The sequence below is a fragment of the Bradyrhizobium sp. 170 genome, assembly GCF_023101085.1.
Taxonomy (GTDB): Bacteria; Pseudomonadota; Alphaproteobacteria; order Rhizobiales; family Xanthobacteraceae; genus Bradyrhizobium.
The window spans coordinates 6,424,581-6,441,573 of the sequence record NZ_CP064703.1; the positions used below are offsets into that span (position 1 = coordinate 6,424,581).

14 protein-coding genes are annotated in these 16,993 nt (G+C 65.1%); 5 read left to right on the forward strand and 9 right to left on the reverse strand.

What is annotated here, in order from left to right; genetic code table 11:
• Nucleotides 1–16 precede the first annotated feature (16 nt).
• The 7 genes from IVB05_RS30010 to IVB05_RS30040 form a co-directional block, all read right to left on the reverse strand.
• Complete coding sequence (locus IVB05_RS30010; protein ID WP_247779599.1) at nucleotides 17–1,444, reverse strand: bifunctional serine/threonine-protein kinase/universal stress protein; 1,428 nt, start codon at nucleotides 1,442–1,444, stop codon at nucleotides 17–19.
• A 4-nt stretch (nucleotides 1,445–1,448) separates the two neighbouring features.
• Nucleotides 1,449–2,189, reverse strand: coding sequence for a metallophosphoesterase family protein (locus IVB05_RS30015; protein WP_247779601.1), 741 nt, complete (start codon nucleotides 2,187–2,189; stop codon nucleotides 1,449–1,451).
• A gap of 153 nt (nucleotides 2,190–2,342) precedes the next feature.
• Nucleotides 2,343–3,443 (reverse strand): hypothetical protein, encoded by a 1,101-nt coding sequence (locus IVB05_RS30020; protein WP_247779602.1) that lies wholly within the window; start codon nucleotides 3,441–3,443, stop codon nucleotides 2,343–2,345.
• A 91-nt stretch (nucleotides 3,444–3,534) separates the two neighbouring features.
• Nucleotides 3,535–4,131: a TetR family transcriptional regulator gene (locus IVB05_RS30025; protein WP_247779604.1), complete on the reverse strand. Its 597-nt coding sequence runs from the start codon at nucleotides 4,129–4,131 to the stop codon at nucleotides 3,535–3,537.
• Between the two features lie 342 nt (nucleotides 4,132–4,473).
• Nucleotides 4,474–5,082 carry a hypothetical protein gene (locus IVB05_RS30030; protein ID WP_247779605.1) on the reverse strand — a complete coding sequence of 203 codons (609 nt, stop codon included), beginning with the start codon at nucleotides 5,080–5,082 and terminating at the stop codon, nucleotides 4,474–4,476.
• Nucleotides 5,075–5,749: a hypothetical protein gene (locus tag IVB05_RS30035; protein WP_247779606.1), complete on the reverse strand. Its 675-nt coding sequence runs from the start codon at nucleotides 5,747–5,749 to the stop codon at nucleotides 5,075–5,077. Before IVB05_RS30035 ends, IVB05_RS30030 begins: the two co-directional genes overlap by 8 nt.
• Nucleotides 5,746–6,510, reverse strand: coding sequence for a MotA/TolQ/ExbB proton channel family protein (locus IVB05_RS30040; protein WP_247779607.1), 765 nt, complete (start codon nucleotides 6,508–6,510; stop codon nucleotides 5,746–5,748). Before IVB05_RS30040 ends, IVB05_RS30035 begins: the two co-directional genes overlap by 4 nt.
• A 215-nt stretch (nucleotides 6,511–6,725) precedes the next feature.
• On the opposite strand from IVB05_RS30040, the gene IVB05_RS30045 reads away from it, so the two are divergent.
• From IVB05_RS30045 to murI, 4 genes are all read left to right on the forward strand, one after another.
• Nucleotides 6,726–8,102, forward strand: a complete 1,377-nt coding sequence (locus tag IVB05_RS30045) for a histidine kinase (RefSeq protein ID WP_247779609.1) — start codon at nucleotides 6,726–6,728, stop codon at nucleotides 8,100–8,102.
• Between the two features lie 13 nt (nucleotides 8,103–8,115).
• On the forward strand, nucleotides 8,116–8,769 hold the full coding sequence (locus IVB05_RS30050; protein ID WP_247787120.1) for a response regulator transcription factor: 654 nt from the start codon (nucleotides 8,116–8,118) through the stop codon (nucleotides 8,767–8,769).
• A 177-nt stretch (nucleotides 8,770–8,946) separates the two neighbouring features.
• Nucleotides 8,947–10,254, forward strand: a complete 1,308-nt coding sequence (gene purB, locus IVB05_RS30055; protein ID WP_247779611.1) for an adenylosuccinate lyase — start codon at nucleotides 8,947–8,949, stop codon at nucleotides 10,252–10,254.
• A gap of 269 nt (nucleotides 10,255–10,523) precedes the next feature.
• Nucleotides 10,524–11,312: a glutamate racemase gene (murI, locus tag IVB05_RS30060; RefSeq protein WP_247779612.1), complete on the forward strand. Its 789-nt coding sequence runs from the start codon at nucleotides 10,524–10,526 to the stop codon at nucleotides 11,310–11,312.
• Nucleotides 11,313–11,408: 96 nt separating this feature from the next.
• Here the strand turns inward: murI and IVB05_RS30065 are convergent, their stop codons facing one another.
• Together IVB05_RS30065 and IVB05_RS30070 are read right to left on the reverse strand one after the other, a co-directional pair.
• Nucleotides 11,409–14,564, reverse strand: a complete 3,156-nt coding sequence (locus IVB05_RS30065) for an AAA family ATPase (RefSeq protein WP_247779614.1) — start codon at nucleotides 14,562–14,564, stop codon at nucleotides 11,409–11,411.
• A gap of 819 nt (nucleotides 14,565–15,383) precedes the next feature.
• On the reverse strand, nucleotides 15,384–15,851 hold the full coding sequence (locus tag IVB05_RS30070) for a heme-binding protein (protein ID WP_247779615.1): 468 nt from the start codon (nucleotides 15,849–15,851) through the stop codon (nucleotides 15,384–15,386).
• A 343-nt stretch (nucleotides 15,852–16,194) separates the two neighbouring features.
• Here IVB05_RS30070 and IVB05_RS30075 point away from each other — a divergent pair, with 343 nt between their 5' ends.
• The gene (locus IVB05_RS30075) at nucleotides 16,195–16,974 is read left to right on the forward strand and encodes an aldolase/citrate lyase family protein (protein WP_247779617.1); all 780 of its coding nucleotides are present in this window, start codon (nucleotides 16,195–16,197) and stop codon (nucleotides 16,972–16,974) included.
• Nucleotides 16,975–16,993 lie beyond the last annotated feature (19 nt).

The window sequence follows — 16,993 nt, forward strand, 5'->3', positions numbered from 1 at the left end:
ACACACGCGCCGCCTGCTACGCGCTATCCCCCTGCCCCGACGCCACGGCCGACCGTGGCGGCCGCACCACCGTCACGGTGCAGGCGGCTTCGGCCGCGACCTTGGCCGAGACGCTGCCGAGCAACGTACGCAGCATCGAATTCTGCCGCGCGCCGATCACGATGTGATCGACATGGTTGACCCTGGTGAATTCCAGGATCGCGGCGGCGGGATCGATCGCCTCCAGCACATGCACCGTGAGCCGGCTTTCATCCAACTCCAGCGACTGCGCCCAGTGCCGCAGCGCGACCATGCGGTCGATATGCTTGTTGTTGCCCTGCTCGTCGAGCGTCCGGTCGATGGTGACGCGGCCGAGCCTGAGCACGTTCAGGCAGGCGAGCCGCGCCGACGGCAACGTCGCGAGGAGCTGCGCGGCGGTCCGGCGCAGGCATTCGTTGAGCGTTCCCGACGCCTCCTCGGTATCGATCGCAACGACCACGATCGGCCCCGACGCCAGTTGGGCCGCGACATCGGATTTCGGCTGCGGCAGCGTCAGGCCGCGATTGAAGCGGCGGCGCCACACCGTGGAGAGCGGATCGCGCTGCAGCCGCTCCGAGCGCGCCGTCAGCTTGACCTGCTCAGGGTGCGCCAGCTCGAACGCCAGTTGGGAAGCCGTCGGATGACGCCACACCGGCTCGATCTCGAGGCACCGCAGCACGATTTCCTGCAGCCATGGCGGATAATCGGGCTTAAGCCTGCGCGGCGGATAGGGATCGCGCCAAAGCCTTCGCCGCATGCCGCGCAGCGTTTCGCTCTCGCCGAACGGCCGCTCGCCGGTGGTGAAGAAATACAACAGCACGCCCAGCGAAAACAAATCGCTGCGCGGATCGTCGCGAACGCCGAGCAAACGCTCCGGCGCCATGTACGGCGCGGTGCCGTAGGGCAGACGGAATTCCTCCTGCAGCAGGTCCGGCAACTGGTTGTGATGCGACAGGCCGAAATCGATCAGCACGCATTCGCCTGATGGCCGGAACATGATGCTGGACGGCTTGATGTCGTGATGAATGACGTTCTGCCGGTGAAGATCGGCCAGCGCGGTCGCGATCTTTCCAACGATCACCCACGCCTCTTCGTAAGGGATCGGCAATTCGTCGATCCGGCTAAAGAGCGTCTTGCCGGGGATGCGCTCCATGACGACGTAGGGCTGCCAGTCGAAATCGCCGGTGCCGAAACAGCCCGGCACGTGCGGGCCCGCCAGCCGCGGCACGATCATCTGCTCCATCTCGAAGCTGACGATCGCTGCCGGATCCTCGCCCTCGGCAACCCGCGGGACCTTCATTAACAGCGGCACGCTGATGCCGGGATGCGTCACCGTCCACAGCGTCGCCATGCCGCCCTGGTGGATGCGCTCGCCGATGGTGAAGCCGTCGAGTTCCGCGCCCTGCTCTATCAAAGGCTTCACCATTCCCTCATTTCCCCACGAGCAGGCGATCGGCCAGCCAGTGCGGCAGGCCGTTGGCGCGGATACGGTCCGCGGCCGCCTCGACATCGTAAGGCACGCGGCAATAGGTGATCTCGCGCGACGTCGTATCGAGCATCGCGAACGAAGCCGCCGGGTCACCGTCCCGCGGCTGCCCGACCGAGCCGAGCACGGCGAGCCAGCGCCGGCCGCCGAGCAATTGTACCGGCACGTCTGACGTCGGGATGAAGCTCGTCATCTTTGCCGCCGAAGACATCGAATAGAGCGCCGGCCGATGAATGTGTCCGCAGAAGGTGACATGGGCATCGGTGGCCGCGATGCTGCGCGCGGCGTCCGGCGTATCGCGTACATAGTGCCATCGCGCCGGATGCGAGGCTTCCGAATGCACGTAGAGGCGATCGCCTTCTTGCCGGGTCAGCGGCAACTCCGCCAGAAAACGCCGCTGCGGCGCGCTGAGCCTGCCGCGCGTCCACTCGATCGCGGCCTGCGCCGCGGCGTTCATGCTTTCTGACGGGGTGCTGATCGCGTGATCGTGGTTACCGATGACGGCGATGGCGCCGTCATCGACCAGGCTCATCACCGTATCGACCGCCCATTCCGGATCGGCGCCGTAGCCGACGACATCGCCGAGGCAGACGATCCGCTCCGCACCGCGCCCGCGCGCGAAATCGAGACACGCGCTGAACGCCTGCCGGTTGGCGTGGATATCGGCAAAGATGGCCAGCCGCACGCGTCTTCTCCCTGCTCACTGTAGCAGCCAAGTCTGCGTCAGATTTGACTGACATCGACGCTTTCCGGTGGCGCCAGCATCCGACGTTAATGCAGCAAAATCGGAAATGCGCCACGCCTGCCCCTGGGGCAGGTCCCCGACCTGCCATGCATGTCAATTTGGCAGCGGAAAATGCCTGCCAGCCAGGATAGACCTCACCGTCTTCGCCTGCTCGGGGCCCTTTTGACCTGCCGCGGCGAGCAATGCGGTGGTGAACGCCAGCGGTTTTTCGGCGTCTACATTCGGCCATTTCATCGAACGCCAAGCAGCCACGACGATCGGGTCGCTGACATCGCGGCCCAGCGTCGTTCGCATCGCCCAGAATGCTCCGCTCCAGGCTTCTCCTACGGCGTAGAAATCAAAGCCGGGGGATTTGCCTTTGACATCATCGTACTTCTTGTCATTGGCCATATTGCGTATGAATGGCAGGTTCTGGCCGAAGGCTTTCGCAGCTATTTCGCCGAGCCGGGGATTGTTCAGGAAACTGCAACCCAAATAATCGGCGATGCCGGATTCGATCGCTGCGTAGGAACCTTGCTGCGGCTCCTTGTGCGTGGACGCCAGCACATGGTGGTTGTACTCCCGCAACGGGACCGACGGATCCGCGGCAAGCTTCGGATCGATCACGATCACGTTGTCGGAATAATGCGCGTTTGGTCCGCCTTGCGTCGGCTCGATCTTCACGCGAACGCGCTCGCCCACGGCAAACCCGATCTTGTCGAGGCTGGAAACATAATCCTGCATCAGCTTGTCCAAGCTCTGCTTCAGGCTGTCGGTCAGGTTTTCCGAAGGTTCGAACGCAACCTTGCCGCTTGGCGCGGGAAGCGAGGGGCCAGTGCCCGGCGTACGCGCGGCCAGAAATGCGGTCACTTTTTTGGCGCGGTCCGGGTTCGCGATCAGCCCCGAACGCAGCAGAAATTCCAGGTTTCGTGCCGCAGCTTCGGTATCGCCGGTCTTCGTCATTTCGAGAATGCGCGCAGACTCGGCCTTGCTATCCTCCAGCGCGACCTGCTGCCCGCCGTTGACCACCGCAACGACGGCATTTCCAACCGCCGCCGCCGTCGCTGCCAAGATCGCGACCACCAGCGGGCTTCGCCATTTCGAGCTCGCCTGTTCGCGCTCCTTCACCGCAACTTCGCGGCCGCGCATTGCGATGTCGGCATGCCACTTCTCGCGGTCGAATTCGAACCTCTCCCGGTCTGAGACGTCAGACATAGCTCTCGCCCCTTACGCATCACGGGGCAAGGATAAACGAGCTTGATTTCCTGCGATAGTTGTATTCGGGCGAGCCGCTCGGAGAGATGGTTCAGCGCTTGCGGGGCGCTTCCAAACCCTTGAGCACGAGCGCGAGCAGCGCGTCGATCCGTGCCGGGGCGCCCGGCTCATTCCATTCCTCGGCGTGGGCCGGATGGTGGAAGCGGCTTGTGGCATCGAAAATCGCGCGCGCCGTCACCTTGATGTCGGCGACCTCGAACGCGCCCTGCTTCAAGCCGTCGGACAGGATCAGGGCAATCTGATCGACCAGGCAGTCCTTGTGGCAGTTCACCGACTGGCAGGCCTCGCGGGCCAGCGCCAGGTAGGTCGCAAACATTTCGGGATCGTCGCCAAGCCGCTTGTGCTTGATCGAAAACATCGTGCGCAGCCACTTCTCCAGCCGAGCGGGCGCCGGGCCGGAAGTTTCTGCGATCTTCAGCAGAGGCGCGCTGAGACGGTCGAGCCAGCGCTTGGCCACCGCTTCGCGCAGCGAGGCCTTGCTGGGGAAATGGCGATAGACGCTGCCGTGGCTGACATCGAGCGCACGTGCAACGTCCACCACAGTGGCCTTGGCCAACCCGTAGCGGCGCAGAACGTCCTCGGTTACTTCCAGAATCCGTTCGGGGGTCAGAACCACGACTTCGTTCATGCGCGCACCTGCGAAACGATGGGACGGGTGGTCATCTAATCCCCCTTAGGCAATCACCTTGGCGGGTTAATGTTTCGTCGCCGGTTCCAGCCGCTCGGCCTGGGCGGCCAGATGACGGGCGACGCTCTGGTTGAGCCAGCGCTGGATTTGGGCGGTCAGATGAATGAGATGGGTCGTCATAGCGTAGTCCTTTGCGAGTCCCCGGGCTCAAAAACCTTAAGAGCCGGGTGACGCCCAATACTGGCGTCGGCAATGGATATAGCATGTCTCGCTGACAGATTTCAATATCTGTCACTCAATAATCCGTGATTGTCGGGGTCCGCCTTGGTCTCGCGCCGAAGCCTATTGCTCGTCCTTCGGGGGCATCCGCGGCGGAAGCAGCGGGGTAAACGCCACCCCGTCGCCATCGCGGGGCGCCGCGACCAATCCCCCGCCGGTCGAGGGATCGCCGCCCGACGTGTCCAGGATCATGCTGGGCGTGATGTACTCGCGGGCGGCCTGGAGCAGGCTGCCGCCGCCATCGCCAAAATCGGCGGCGCGACCGCCCTGCGGACGGCCGGCGGCGATTTCGCCCGCCGCCTTGTCGGTCTTTTCCGCAAGCCTGTCGCTGTAGGGAATGCGAAACGCCCGGGGAACGCCGCTCGGCCGATTTCCTTCGTCGAGGGTCTCGACCCAGAGATAGATTGAGCCCGGATCGCCCTCCAGCGAGTGCGGCTCCACGATGCGGGCCTGCAGCAATTTGAACGCTGCCGGCAGCCTGTCGACGGTGGCCCAGCCCAGCAGCCCGCGCACGCCGACAAAGCTTGCGATGTAGAACGCGCTCGTCACCACCACAGCGACCGCCTTGGCGGACCACGGCAGGCGCGCATAGACCACGACGATCAGCAGCAGCGCGCCGATCAGCGCGTAGCTGATGGAGAGCGTGAGGATGACGGATTGAAGGCTATTCACGGCGCGGCATCCTCACGCCGGTTTTCGGATCGAGGTCCGCGCCGTTGGAGCGAACGTTGCGGAACGTCTCCATCAGCGACTTCTGCCGCTGCTGGACGTCGACCACCTTGCCTGCGGCGTCGAGCCAGAAGCGCACCGCCGTCTTCTCATCGCCGGTGTGGTCGAGCGTGAGCTTGTTGTCGAAGATCACCTGCGCGGTTGGATTGAGCTTCTGGACCTTCACGCTCACCGCGACGGGCTGCCCGGTGATGGCCTGAAAGTGCGAGACGTTGACGGTGTATTCGCCGGGGACGATGCCGCGCACCGTGACGATTTCCTCCCGGATCGGCGACAGGATCTTCTTGCCGGCGACGACGATGGAATCGTTCGCGCCGCCGCGGTCATCGCGGTCGAGGGTGAGGAAACCGGCTTCGCGCCGGCGGTACCAGGCGATGTTGCCGGCAGGGTCCTGCACGAACAGATCGAAGTCATCAGGATGATTGTCCGGCCAGTCCATCGTGATGAGGAATTCGGCCTTGGAATCGATATTGCCATCCTTGGCGTCCGGCGAAACCGCAAGCAGCGCCAGGAAGAACAGGAACGCGATCACCTGCAGCGCCTTGAACAGCATCACGCCTAGCGGGTCGAACGGCTCCTCGCGCGGATAGAGACCGAAGTCATCCATCATGACGGCGTTCCAGGACGGCTTTCCAAGGCGGGCGTGACGTGGGTCTCGGTCAGCATGACGGCATCGGAAAACACCCGCTGGGTCGCGGCATCGAGCATGTAGTATTGGATGCGGACGAGGATGGAGCCGATCAGGCCCGCCAGCGTCGTGTACATGGCCACCGCCATGCCGTCGCTCATCAGGCCCATCGATGTTTTCATGGCGGCCTTGTCGGCCGCATCGAGGGTTGCGATCGGCGCCAGCATGATGATGAAGCCGACGATCGTGCCGAGCAGGCCGAGCTTCATCAGCGTGTCGGAGACGAATGCGCCAAACCCGTTGGAGCCGCGCAAGCGGTCGGCGAGTGACCGCAGCAGCAGCGTCTGGTCGATACGCCCCGCGGCTTGCGCCTTGGCCTTCTGTACCAGGTTGCGGATGTGGTCCGGCACCAGGCCGCCCGGCAGGGCGCGCGCGTCGCCAAGTCCCCTCGCGCCGCCGGGCGCCGACAGGATGGCGCGGCAACGGCGCGTGATCTCGCCCTCACGCGCGATCGCGCGCGTCCGCCAGAAGCAATGGAAGCAGGTGACGAAATAGAGGACGGCAATGACGCTCGAAATGTAGGTGCGGTCGGAACTGACCATCAGATGGAGCAGTCCATACCGCCACAACAGGACGACGGCGAACACCGACAACCCGGTGAAGATCATCCACAACAGGAGGACACTGCGTTCGGACGTATCTGCGCCGGAGGACGCTGTCTCTGCGCTGGCCGTGGCACTCATGCTGCGTTAGCTCCCTGGCTGGGAAGAGCGGTTCCGCCCAAGGCCGGTCCGCGACGAAAATCCGTGCGTTTGGTTAGATCAGCGGGCCACAGCCGCGTCCAAAGACATATGCCCAGGGTTGGTTGGGAAAATTTCCCGAGTTGCGCCTCGCCGGCTTGCATTTGGCGCGAATTAGCGGTGCTGTTGCACTCATCCGCACGTTGGGGAGTGATCGCATGCGCCTCGTCCTTCAGCTTGTCGGCCGCCTGTTCATCATCGTCATCCTGTGCCTGGGCGCGGCGACCGTCTGGGCGACGATCGACGCCCATCGCAGCGTCGATCGCGCCACGGCCGCTTCCGCCGAACGCATCTCGGTCGCGCTGGAGGCGCTCTACTGGCGCGAATTGCTGTTGCGCGGCAACAGGATGCGCGAGCAACTACTGCCGGCGCCGCAATGGCGCACCATTGAAACGATGGGGCTGATCTCGCCGGGCATCTGCGTCCAGATCGAGCCCGCCGGCGCGTTCGAGCGGCCGCTCTGCGGCCAGAGCAAGGGGATCGGCCAAGTTCCGCCGCACTGGTTCGCGGCCGCCGTGCAGAAATTGCTTGGAGATCACGCCGCGGTCGTCCGGCCGATCAGCGCGCGCGCAGCGAGCGCAGGCAGTGTCTCGGCCACCCCCGATCCGAATGCCGCCATCGCGCTGGCCTGGCAGCATATCCTCGACAACATCCACCTCGCGCTGCTGATGGCGGTGGCGATCGCGCTGCTCGCATCGCTGGCGATTGCGCATACGCTGGCGCCCGCACAGCAGATCGTTGCCGCCCTGCAGCGCATGGCGCGCGGCCAATACCGAACCTCGCTGCCGCGCTTCCGGTCGATGGACCTTGCCATGATCGGACAAGCGGTTGGAGAGCTCGGCGACCGTCTTGCGCAGGCCATGGAGGAACGTGCGGCGCTGACCCGGCGTCTATTGGAAATCCGCAGCGACGAGCGGCGCGCGCTTGCCCGCGACTTGCACGACGAGTTCGGACAGAACCTGGCCGCGATCCTTGCCTTTGCCAACACGATCGAGGTCGCCAGCGCGCAGGCGCAGGACCAGAGCAGATGCGAGGTCGCCCAGGACGCGCGGATGATCTCGCAAGCCACCCATCGCATCATGGCCTGCCTCCGGGATACCCTGAAGCGATTGCGCCATCCGCCGGCCGAGGAACTCGGGCTGGAGGCCTGCCTTGTCGATCTCGTCGACAACTGGCGGTCGGGGAATGCGACGCAGCCGATGATCCAGCTCGATCTCAAGGGCGATCTCGCCGACGTCCGCGGCGCCGTCGCCGCGACCGCCTACCGGATGGTTCAGGAATGCCTGACCAACTCGCTGCGGCACAGTTCGGCGCGCGGGGTCGTGCTGCGGATCGAGCGGCGCACGGGGGCGGAAAACGCCCTGCTGGTCCATGTCGAGGACGACGGCGGCGGCGATGCGGCCAAGGTGGCAGCATCCACCGGCTTCGGGCTGACAGGCATTCGCGAGCGGGTCGCCGCCCTTGGCGGCTCGCTGTCGATAGCGGATGCCAATCGCGGGGTGAGCGTGGCCGCCACGATCCCGCTTGCCGCCTGACGCGGTTCGTCGGATGAGCACGCCGCAGACCCCAGGCATTTCGATCCTGCTCGTCGACGACCATCCCGTTGTCCGGCAAGGCTACCGGCGCGTCCTCGAACATCAGGACGATTTCCAGGTAGTGGCCGAGGCCGACAACGCAGCCGACGCCTACCGCGCCTTCAAGGCGCACACCCCCGACGTCGTGGTGATGGACATCCTGATGCCGGGCGCCAGCGGCCTCGAGGCCGTCAGGAACATCCGCTCGCGCAGTTCCGGCGCGCGCATTCTGGTCTTCAGCATGCACTGCGAGGCGGCGCAGGTGAAGGCGGCCTTCAATGCCGGGGCGAACGGCTATGTGACGAAAGGCTCCGCCCCCACCGAGCTGATCCGGGCGATCCGTTCGATTGTCCGCGGCGAGCCGGCGATCAGCGACGACATTGCCCGCGTTCTGGCGATGGAAAGCCTCTCCCCTTCGGGATCGGTGCTCGATCAGCTCGGTGAGCGGGAAATCGAGATCCTCAGGCAGCTGGCAGCCGGCGCGACCACGGAGCAGATCGCCTCAAACCTCAATCTCAGCATCAAGACCGTGCAAAACTACCATTACCTGATCAAGACCAAGACCGGCATGCGAACGGACGCGCAGCTTGTCCGCCTGGCCGTGGAGTGCGGACTGGCCAGTCTTTAGCGGCGGCCCGGGCGCCCCGTCCCGAGCGGGCTTTTGCCCTGCCAGCGCAGGCCGGTTTTCCCGTCCCTGCGCCCCCGTATGGGTGGCCTCCCCTGACCCGATTTGCTAAGCCGTGACGTAAAAACAAATCGGCCGGGATCGCCTCGCGTCCCCGCCCTACGCTGCCCGGAGTTTTCGATGATCCCCCGCTATACCCGCCCGGAAATGGCTTCCATCTGGGAGCCCCAGACCCGCTTCAAGATCTGGTTCGAGATCGAGGCGCATGCGGCTGATGCGCAGGCGGAAATCGGCGTCATCCCGAAGGAAGCCGCGAAGACGATCTGGGCCAAGGCCAGGGATGCGACCTTCGACGTGGCGCGGATCGACGAGATCGAGCGCGAGACCAAGCACGACGTCATCGCCTTCCTGACCCATCTGGCCGAAATCGTCGGCCCAGAGGCCCGCTTCGTCCATCAGGGCATGACCTCCTCCGACGTGCTCGACACCTGCCTCAACGTGCAGCTCACCCGCGCCGCGGACCTGTTGATATCGGACGTCGACAAGGTTCTGGCGGCGCTGAAGAAGCGTGCCTTCGAGCACAAGACGACGCCGACCATCGGCCGCTCCCACGGCATCCACGCCGAGCCGGTGACGTTCGGGCTCAAGCTCGCCTACGCCTATGCGGAATTTTCGCGCGCCCGCGAGCGCCTGGTCGCCGCTCGCAAGGAAGTCGCGACCTGTGCGATTTCGGGCGCCGTCGGCACCTTCGCGCAAATCGATCCGCGCGTCGAAGAACATGTCGCCAAGGCGATGGGACTGGTGCCGGAGCCGATCTCGACCCAGGTGATCCCGCGCGACCGTCACGCGATGTATTTTGCGACGCTTGGCGTGATCGCCTCTTCCGTCGAGCGGCTGTCGATCGAAATCCGCCATCTGCAGCGCACCGAGGTGCTGGAAGCGGAAGAATTCTTCTCCGAGGGCCAGAAGGGCTCGTCGGCGATGCCGCACAAGCGCAATCCTGTCCTGTCGGAAAATCTCACCGGGCTTTCGCGCATGGTGCGCGCCTATGCGATGCCGGCAATGGAAAACGTAGCCCTCTGGCATGAGCGCGACATCTCGCACTCCTCGGCCGAACGCATGATCGGGCCTGACGCCACCGTGACGCTCGACTTCGCGCTGATGCGCCTCGCCGGCCTGATCGAGAAGCTCTTGATCTATCCCGCCAACATGCAGAAGAACCTCGACCGCCTCGGCGGCCTCGTGCATTCGCAGCGGCTTCTGATCGCGCTGACGCAAAAGGGCGCCAGCCGCGAGGACGCCTACAAATACGTCCAGCGCAACGCCATGCCGGTCTGGCGCGGCGAAGGCGACTTCCAGACGCTGCTCAAGAAAGATCCTGACGTGAAGAAGCACCTGACCGATGCCGACATCGAGGAGCAGTTCGACCTCGGCTATCACTTCAAGCACGTCGATACGATCTTCAAGCGCGTGTTCGGCGAGAGCTGATCGTTCCGCCGGCGCAAAGGGCCAAAACGCTAAATGGGAGAATTTCCAACCGGTGCAACCGCTTGGCGGGACTTCCCTCGCCCATCGGTCGAACCTGCCTGCGGGTGCCTTGAATTGACCCCTGGGCGCCCGCCCCAGCAGTTTTCCGGCCTTGCCAAGCCGATTTAAATCGTTCCAAATTGTCACATCCGCCGCCGACAACCGCCATGACGCCGCCGGCCCGTCATAAAGCAACCCAACGGTAACCGCAGATCGGCTAAGATCGCAGCGTGTCAGCCCCGCCCACCATCCTCGTCTTCGACTCCGGCCTTGGCGGCCTCACGGTCCTGCGCGAGATCGTCCGCGCGCGGCCCGACGCGCACTACGTCTATGTCGCCGACGATGCGTTCTTTCCCTACGGCCATCACGGCGAGCAGGAGATCATCGCCCGCGTGGTGCCGCTGATCGGCGAGTTGATCGCGCGCCACGCCCCTGCTTTGGTGGTGATCGCCTGCAACACCGCTTCCACGCTCGTGATGTCGCATCTGCGCAGCGCCTATAGCGTGCCGTTCGTTGGCACCGTGCCTGCGATCAAGCCGGCCTGCGCCAGTTCGAAGACCAAACGCGTGTCGGTGCTCGGCACCAAGGGCACCGTCAAGCGCGAATACACCAGACGCCTGATCGACGATTTCGCGCAAGGCTGCGACGTGACGCTGGTGGGATCGGCGGAACTCGCCTCGCTCGCCGAATCCGCCCTCAGCGGCAACGACGTGAGCGATGCGGATATCGCGGCCGAGCTTGCCCCCTGCTTTGTCGGAAATGGCGGGGATCGCACCGACACCGTCGTGCTGGCCTGCACCCACTATCCGCTGCTGCTCGACCGCCTGACAAGGCTCGCGCGGTGGCCGGTCGACTGGATCGATCCGGCACCCGCCATCGCCCGGCGCGTGGCTGACCTGCTCGGGTCTCCGGGCCGCGAAAGCGATACGGCCGGCGCCGAGATGATCTTCACATCCCAGCGGCCACACACGCTGAGCCGGGCGCTGATGCCGTTTTTCGGCGGGCGCGTCCCGGCGTAGAGTCTGTGGCGTGCAAAAACCGACTGTGGCACCCTCGGCGTTGTTTGCCAAGATCGTTTCAGTTCACCGTCGGGTATGCCGCGCGTACGGTGACTTCTACGCGCTTAGTTCGTCGAGCAGCGCCTTGGCTTCCTTCAGATCGGGCGTGTCGAAACCCTCGGTGAACCAGCCGTGGACCGACATGAGGGGTGCGCGGGCTTCATCGCGCTTGCCTTGGCCGCGCCAGAGCCGGGCAAGGCTGGTGGCGGCGCGGAGTTCCCAGAGCTTCGCGTCCTGTCGGCGCGCGATCGCGATGGCGTGGCGAAAGTCGGCCTCCGCTTCGGCTTCGGCGCCCGCGTGAGCGGTGAGCAACAGTTCGCCTCGGCGCCGATGAAGTTCGGCCTCGAACCACCGTACTCCCGATTTCTCGGTCAGAGCCAAGGCCTCGGACAGCCGGCCTAGACCCTCTTCGGGCCGCCCCGTCTTCGCGTGCGCGGTGGCAAGCTGCGCGAGGTAGAACGGAAGGATCCATGCCGCGCCGGACGCTTGGAACCCCTCGATGCCGCGCCTCAGCAAATCTATCCCCGCCTCGGCGTCGCCGGCCTCGACCAGCGTCCAGCCGCGATATGTCGTTCCCATCGCGAGGAAGAAGGCAAACCGTTGCTCCGTGGTCAGCGCAATCAGCTCTTCCGCCCGCCGGCGCACGGTGCGCGGATCCTCGAGCACGAAGTGCAGCCGGCAGGCGACGCTCAGCGCGAAGGCGAGGCTGATCGGGTGCGACAGCTCACGCGCCTCGGCCACGGCTTCCCTGCTCCGCGCCTGGGCCTGATCGGCGAAGCCAAGAAGCCCGAGCGTCAGCGACAGGAAGGAGAGCATCGCCACGCGGGCGTTTTCGGCGAAGAGAACCGTTAGAGAGTGATGTTGCGCCGGGTCGTAGAAGGCGAGCCCTTGCTCGAGATGTGCACGCGCCGCGCCCAATCGTCCGCGATGGAGCCAGCTGTCGCCGACCGCCCGATGACCTGCCACCAAGGCGGCCCTATCTTCCTGTCGTGCGGCCAAGTTGAGCAGTTCCTCTGCGGCGCGATGCGATCGGTTCGTTTCAGCGCGCGTGTGATGATGCACGAACTCGCCCCACAGCGCCTTGAGCAGGTTCGGCGTGTCGTTCTGCAGCTCGCAGAGACGGCGCGCCCGCACGTAGGCCTTTCCGGTTTCTTCGGCCCCATGGCCCTTCGCGGCGATCAGCGCGCCGCCGAGCGCGAGTTGAAGTTCGAGTTCGGTACGCTGGCGCTCGGGGGTTTCCGGCAGCTCGAACAAGAGATCGAGCGCCTTCCGCATCTGCCTGATCGCTTCTGCCATCGCCGAGCGCGCCTTGGAACGCTGGCCCGCCTGCTGCCAATAAGAAACCGCCTTCTCGATCAGACCCGCATTCCCGCAATGATGCGCGAGGATCTCCGGATGCGCCTCGGCGGCCTTGGTGAATCTCTCCTCCAGCACGCGAGCGATCCGGGCGTGCAGCTCGCGGCGGTGGCCGCGCAGCAGGGTGCCGTACGCCGCGTCCTGCACCAATGCGTGTTTGAAGAGGAAATTGGCGTCGGGCGGTTCGCCGCGCCGAAACACCAGCCCGGCGCCGATCAGCCGGTCGAGCGCCGCTCGCAGCTCGCTGTCGCTCCGGTGCGCCACGGCGGCGAGCAGATCGTAGGAGAATTCCCGGCCGATGGCCGCGCCGACTTGCGCCACCTCCTTCGCGACAGGGCCGATACGGTCGAGCCGCGCCATCAGCGAAGCGTGCAAAGTGGGTGGCACCGTGAGCCCCGGAAGCGGCGCAGCGGAGACGGCTCGCGCGACCCCGGCAGCGGCTTCGAGCACCGCCTTGGTCAGTTCCTCGACGAACAGCGGTACACCATCCGTCCGCTCAGCGATCTCATCGAGGATCTCGCTCGGCAGTGTCCGGTTGCCGGCCACGCTCCGGATCAGCGCGGCGCTCGCGCCCTGGTCAAGGCGGTTCAGCACCATCGCGCTGACGTGGGACTTCCCGGTCCAAGCGGACTGAAGCTCGGGGCGGAACGTGATCAGCAGCAGCACCGGCAGGCTCGCCACCCGCTCGACGGTCCGGTCCAGCAATTCGCGCGAGCTCGGATCGATCCATTGCGCGTCCTCGAAGAGGATCATGATTGAACGTCGTCGCGCCAGACTTTCAAGCTGCCGAACCAGAGCGTCGAGGCTCCTCTCCTTCTTTTGCTGCGGCGTAAGGGCAATCGGCAGGTAGCTATCGCAGGTCGGGATCGATAGCAGCTCGGCGAGGATTGCCACTTCCTCGTCCGGCGGCGATGCCGGGGATAGCAGCGCGCGCAGCTTGTCGAGCCTGGCTTCCGGTCTGTCCTCGCGCTCGAAACCTGCGGCTCGCTGGAGCTGCGCGATGAAGGGATAGAGCGCGCTGTCCTGATGATGCGGCGAGCAGAAATAGCGCAACCGTGTGTGCGGCTCGCCCTCGATACGTTCCTGGAGAGCCGTGACCAAGCGCGACTTGCCGATCCCCGCCTCGCCGGCGAGCAGCACTACTTGCCCGGTGCCCGTTCGCGCGCGCCGCCACCGCCGCCCCAGCAGCTCGAGTTCCTCCTCGCGCCCGACCAGTGGGGTGAGTGCGGCCGCGTGCAGCGCCTCGAACCGGCTCTCCGCTGTGCCCTCGCGCAGCACCCGCCAGGCGCGCACCTGCGCGGCGAAGCCCTTCAACGTCACCGGGCCGAGATCCTGGTAATCAAAGAGCCCGCCGATGAGCCGCCGCGTGTCCTCGGCGATCACCACCCCATCCGGTTCGGCGAGCGCTTGCAGCCGGGCGGCCAGATTCGGCGTCTCGCCGAGCACTGCCTGCGCCTCCGCCGCCTCGCTGCCGATCAGGTCGCCGACGATGACGAGACCAGTCGCTAGGCCGAGGCGAACCTGCAGCTCAAGGCCCGGCGGCGCGTGCGTAGCTGCGGCGATCTCGAGCGCGGCGCGCACCGCGCTTTCGGCATCATCTTCGTGCGCCGAGGGATGGCCGAACAGGATCAGCATGCCATCGCCGATGTAGCGGCTGATGCTGCCGCCATGTTTGCGGACGATCGCCGCCACGCCATCGCGGTACGCGGCGATAACCTCCCGTAGATCTTCCGGATCGAGCTGTGCCGCAAGCGCCGTCGAGCCGACGAGGTCGCAGAACATCACCGTGAGCTGGCGGCGCTCGGCGGAAGAACTTGGCACGGTTGGCAAGATCGACGGTTCGGCGACCCGCGGCACGGTGGGCGTCGACGCTCCGGCCGCTGCTGATACTTGCGCACCTCCGGTCGGCGTCAGCGCGGCACCGCAGTCGCCGCAGAACCTTTTACCCGACGGGTTTTCGGCCCCGCAGGCGGCACAGCGCACGGGGAGCGGCGCGCCGCAGTCGCCGCAGACCTTCTTCCCCTCCGGATTGGCACTACCGCAGCTCGGGCAATCCATGCCGCACCTGATCGCTCGGAGAAGGGTAGCGTATCACAGGAGCCTTTGAGGCGCTTCAGGGTAAGCCGGGGACCAGCGCCGCTGGCGCGGGCCTTGGAACCCTGAAAGTGGGACGAAAGAACTTCTTTTTTGATGCGCTTCATCCAGATCGGGCAGCGAATAATGAATGTCACCAAGCCGCTGCGGGACCAGATCGCCACCGCGGAATTCTGGTCAAGAGCAACGGCGATGGCATTCTGGCGAATTACCCGCCCGCGCCTTTCGATGCGCGTTGGGGACTGCTGCCAGTCCGACTGGCTTGCCTTTGCGGGCCGACCTCGCCGTGCATCCGCATCTGCGCCGCATCGAGGTCGATACGCCGAGCGTGGTTCGCATGAACTCAAGGGCCTGCCAACTGGCCCGAAAGGACAAGCTATGCAGTCGTCCCCGTGACTGCTCTTGAAGAGCGAACGGACCTATACCTGAGGCAATCCGAATTCTGAAAATGACCAGAAGCCCACATCACGCGTTAGCAGACGCGCGACGCTGGCCTCTGCGTGCTGGTGGTTAGCCAAGACGCGGCACGGCTACAACAGAACCGTGCCGGCGCTTGTACGCTGGAGTGCAGGATGCAAATTCTTATGTAATGCCGAGGCCGGCCTTCGAGCATTGCTCGTCCTGGTCGCCGGTGACGCCGCTCACGCCCACGCCGCCGGTGACTTTGCCGTCGACCATGATCGGCAATCCGCCGGGCGAGGCGAAGACGCCGGGAAGTGTGGCCGTGGCCGGCCCGCCTTTGTTGATCGCCTCCATGAAGACGCGTGTCGGGCGCCGATAGGTCGCCGCGGCCCTCGCCTTACCGATGGCGATGTCCATGCTGGCCGTCTGCGTGTTGTCCATGCGTTCGAAATACACAAGGAATCCGTGATTATCGACCACGGCGACCGCCACATTCCATCCGTTCTTCTGGCATTCGGCGACGACGCCGGCTGCGATCTTCTTCGCACCCGCGGCATTGACCTCTGTGCCGTAGTCGGGGCGCTTGTCTTGAGCAGATGCGCCGACGGTAAGGGCGGCAAGTGCGGCAGCGACCAGTATTGTCCTCATCTTTGTCTCCTCCCTTGGGTTTATTGTGCGAGGGATTATACCGGGACGAAACGTCGATGTCCGGTCAATGATGTCGCAAAGCCCTCTGGTTTAGGGCCGGCCGAACGCTCGGACTTGGGCGCACGCCTAGCCCAATTGCCGGCCTGCCATCCGTCCGATCTCCGCGAAGACCGCTTCGAACTGCTTTGGGGTTGGCTTACCGCCTTGCGTTGCTGCCGCTTGCGCCGGAATCGTGGCGGGCAGAATGCGATGGGTTAAAACAATGTGGCTCGATGGCCCACGAATTATCCGTATGATACCGAGCGCCGGATTTTTTAATTCATTTGATTAGGGAGCTTCCGCCTTGACCTCCGCAAAACCTGCGCCGCTCAACCGTCTGCGACAGCTATGGCGGGAGGGACGCCCGACCTTCGGCGCGATCGCGACCATTCCCTCGATCCAGACGGTGCAGATCATGGCGCGTTCGGGGATCGACTGGATCCTTGTCGACCTCGAACACGGCCCGATCGATCTCGGTTCGGCGCATGCGATGATCATGGCGACGTCAGGCACGCCGTGCGTGCCGTGGGTGCGGATCGCCGCCAACGAGCCATGGCTTGCGAAGGCGCCGATGGACATCGGCGCGCTCGGAATAAACTTTCCGATGATCTGCAGCCGCGCGGATGCCGAGAAAGCCGTGCGCAGCGTGCGCTATCCGCCGAAGGGCGACCGGCTGTGGGGGCCGTTCCACGCGCCGTTCCGCTGGGGCGTATCGATGACGGAATACATGGCGACCGCGGATGACGACATGATCTGCATAGTCACCATCGAGCATGTCGAGGCGGTCGAGCGCATCGACGAGATCATGGCGACACCAGGCATCGACCTCGCGGTGATCGGCCCCGGCGACCTTGCGACCTCCATCAACAGGCGCGGCCTGCCCGACGATCCCGAAGTGCTGGAGCTGATGGCCCGCGCCGAGGCCGGCATCCTGAAAAGCGGGGTGCCGATCGGCGGCGTGGCACGCACGGCCGAGCAGGCCAACCGGATGATCGAGCGCGGCTATGTGGCGCTGGCGCTCGGCTTCGACTGGTCGCTGTTCCAGCGCGGCATCGCGGCCAGCTTTGAGGGGATCAAGCGATAGGTGCCGAGACGGCGGCAAG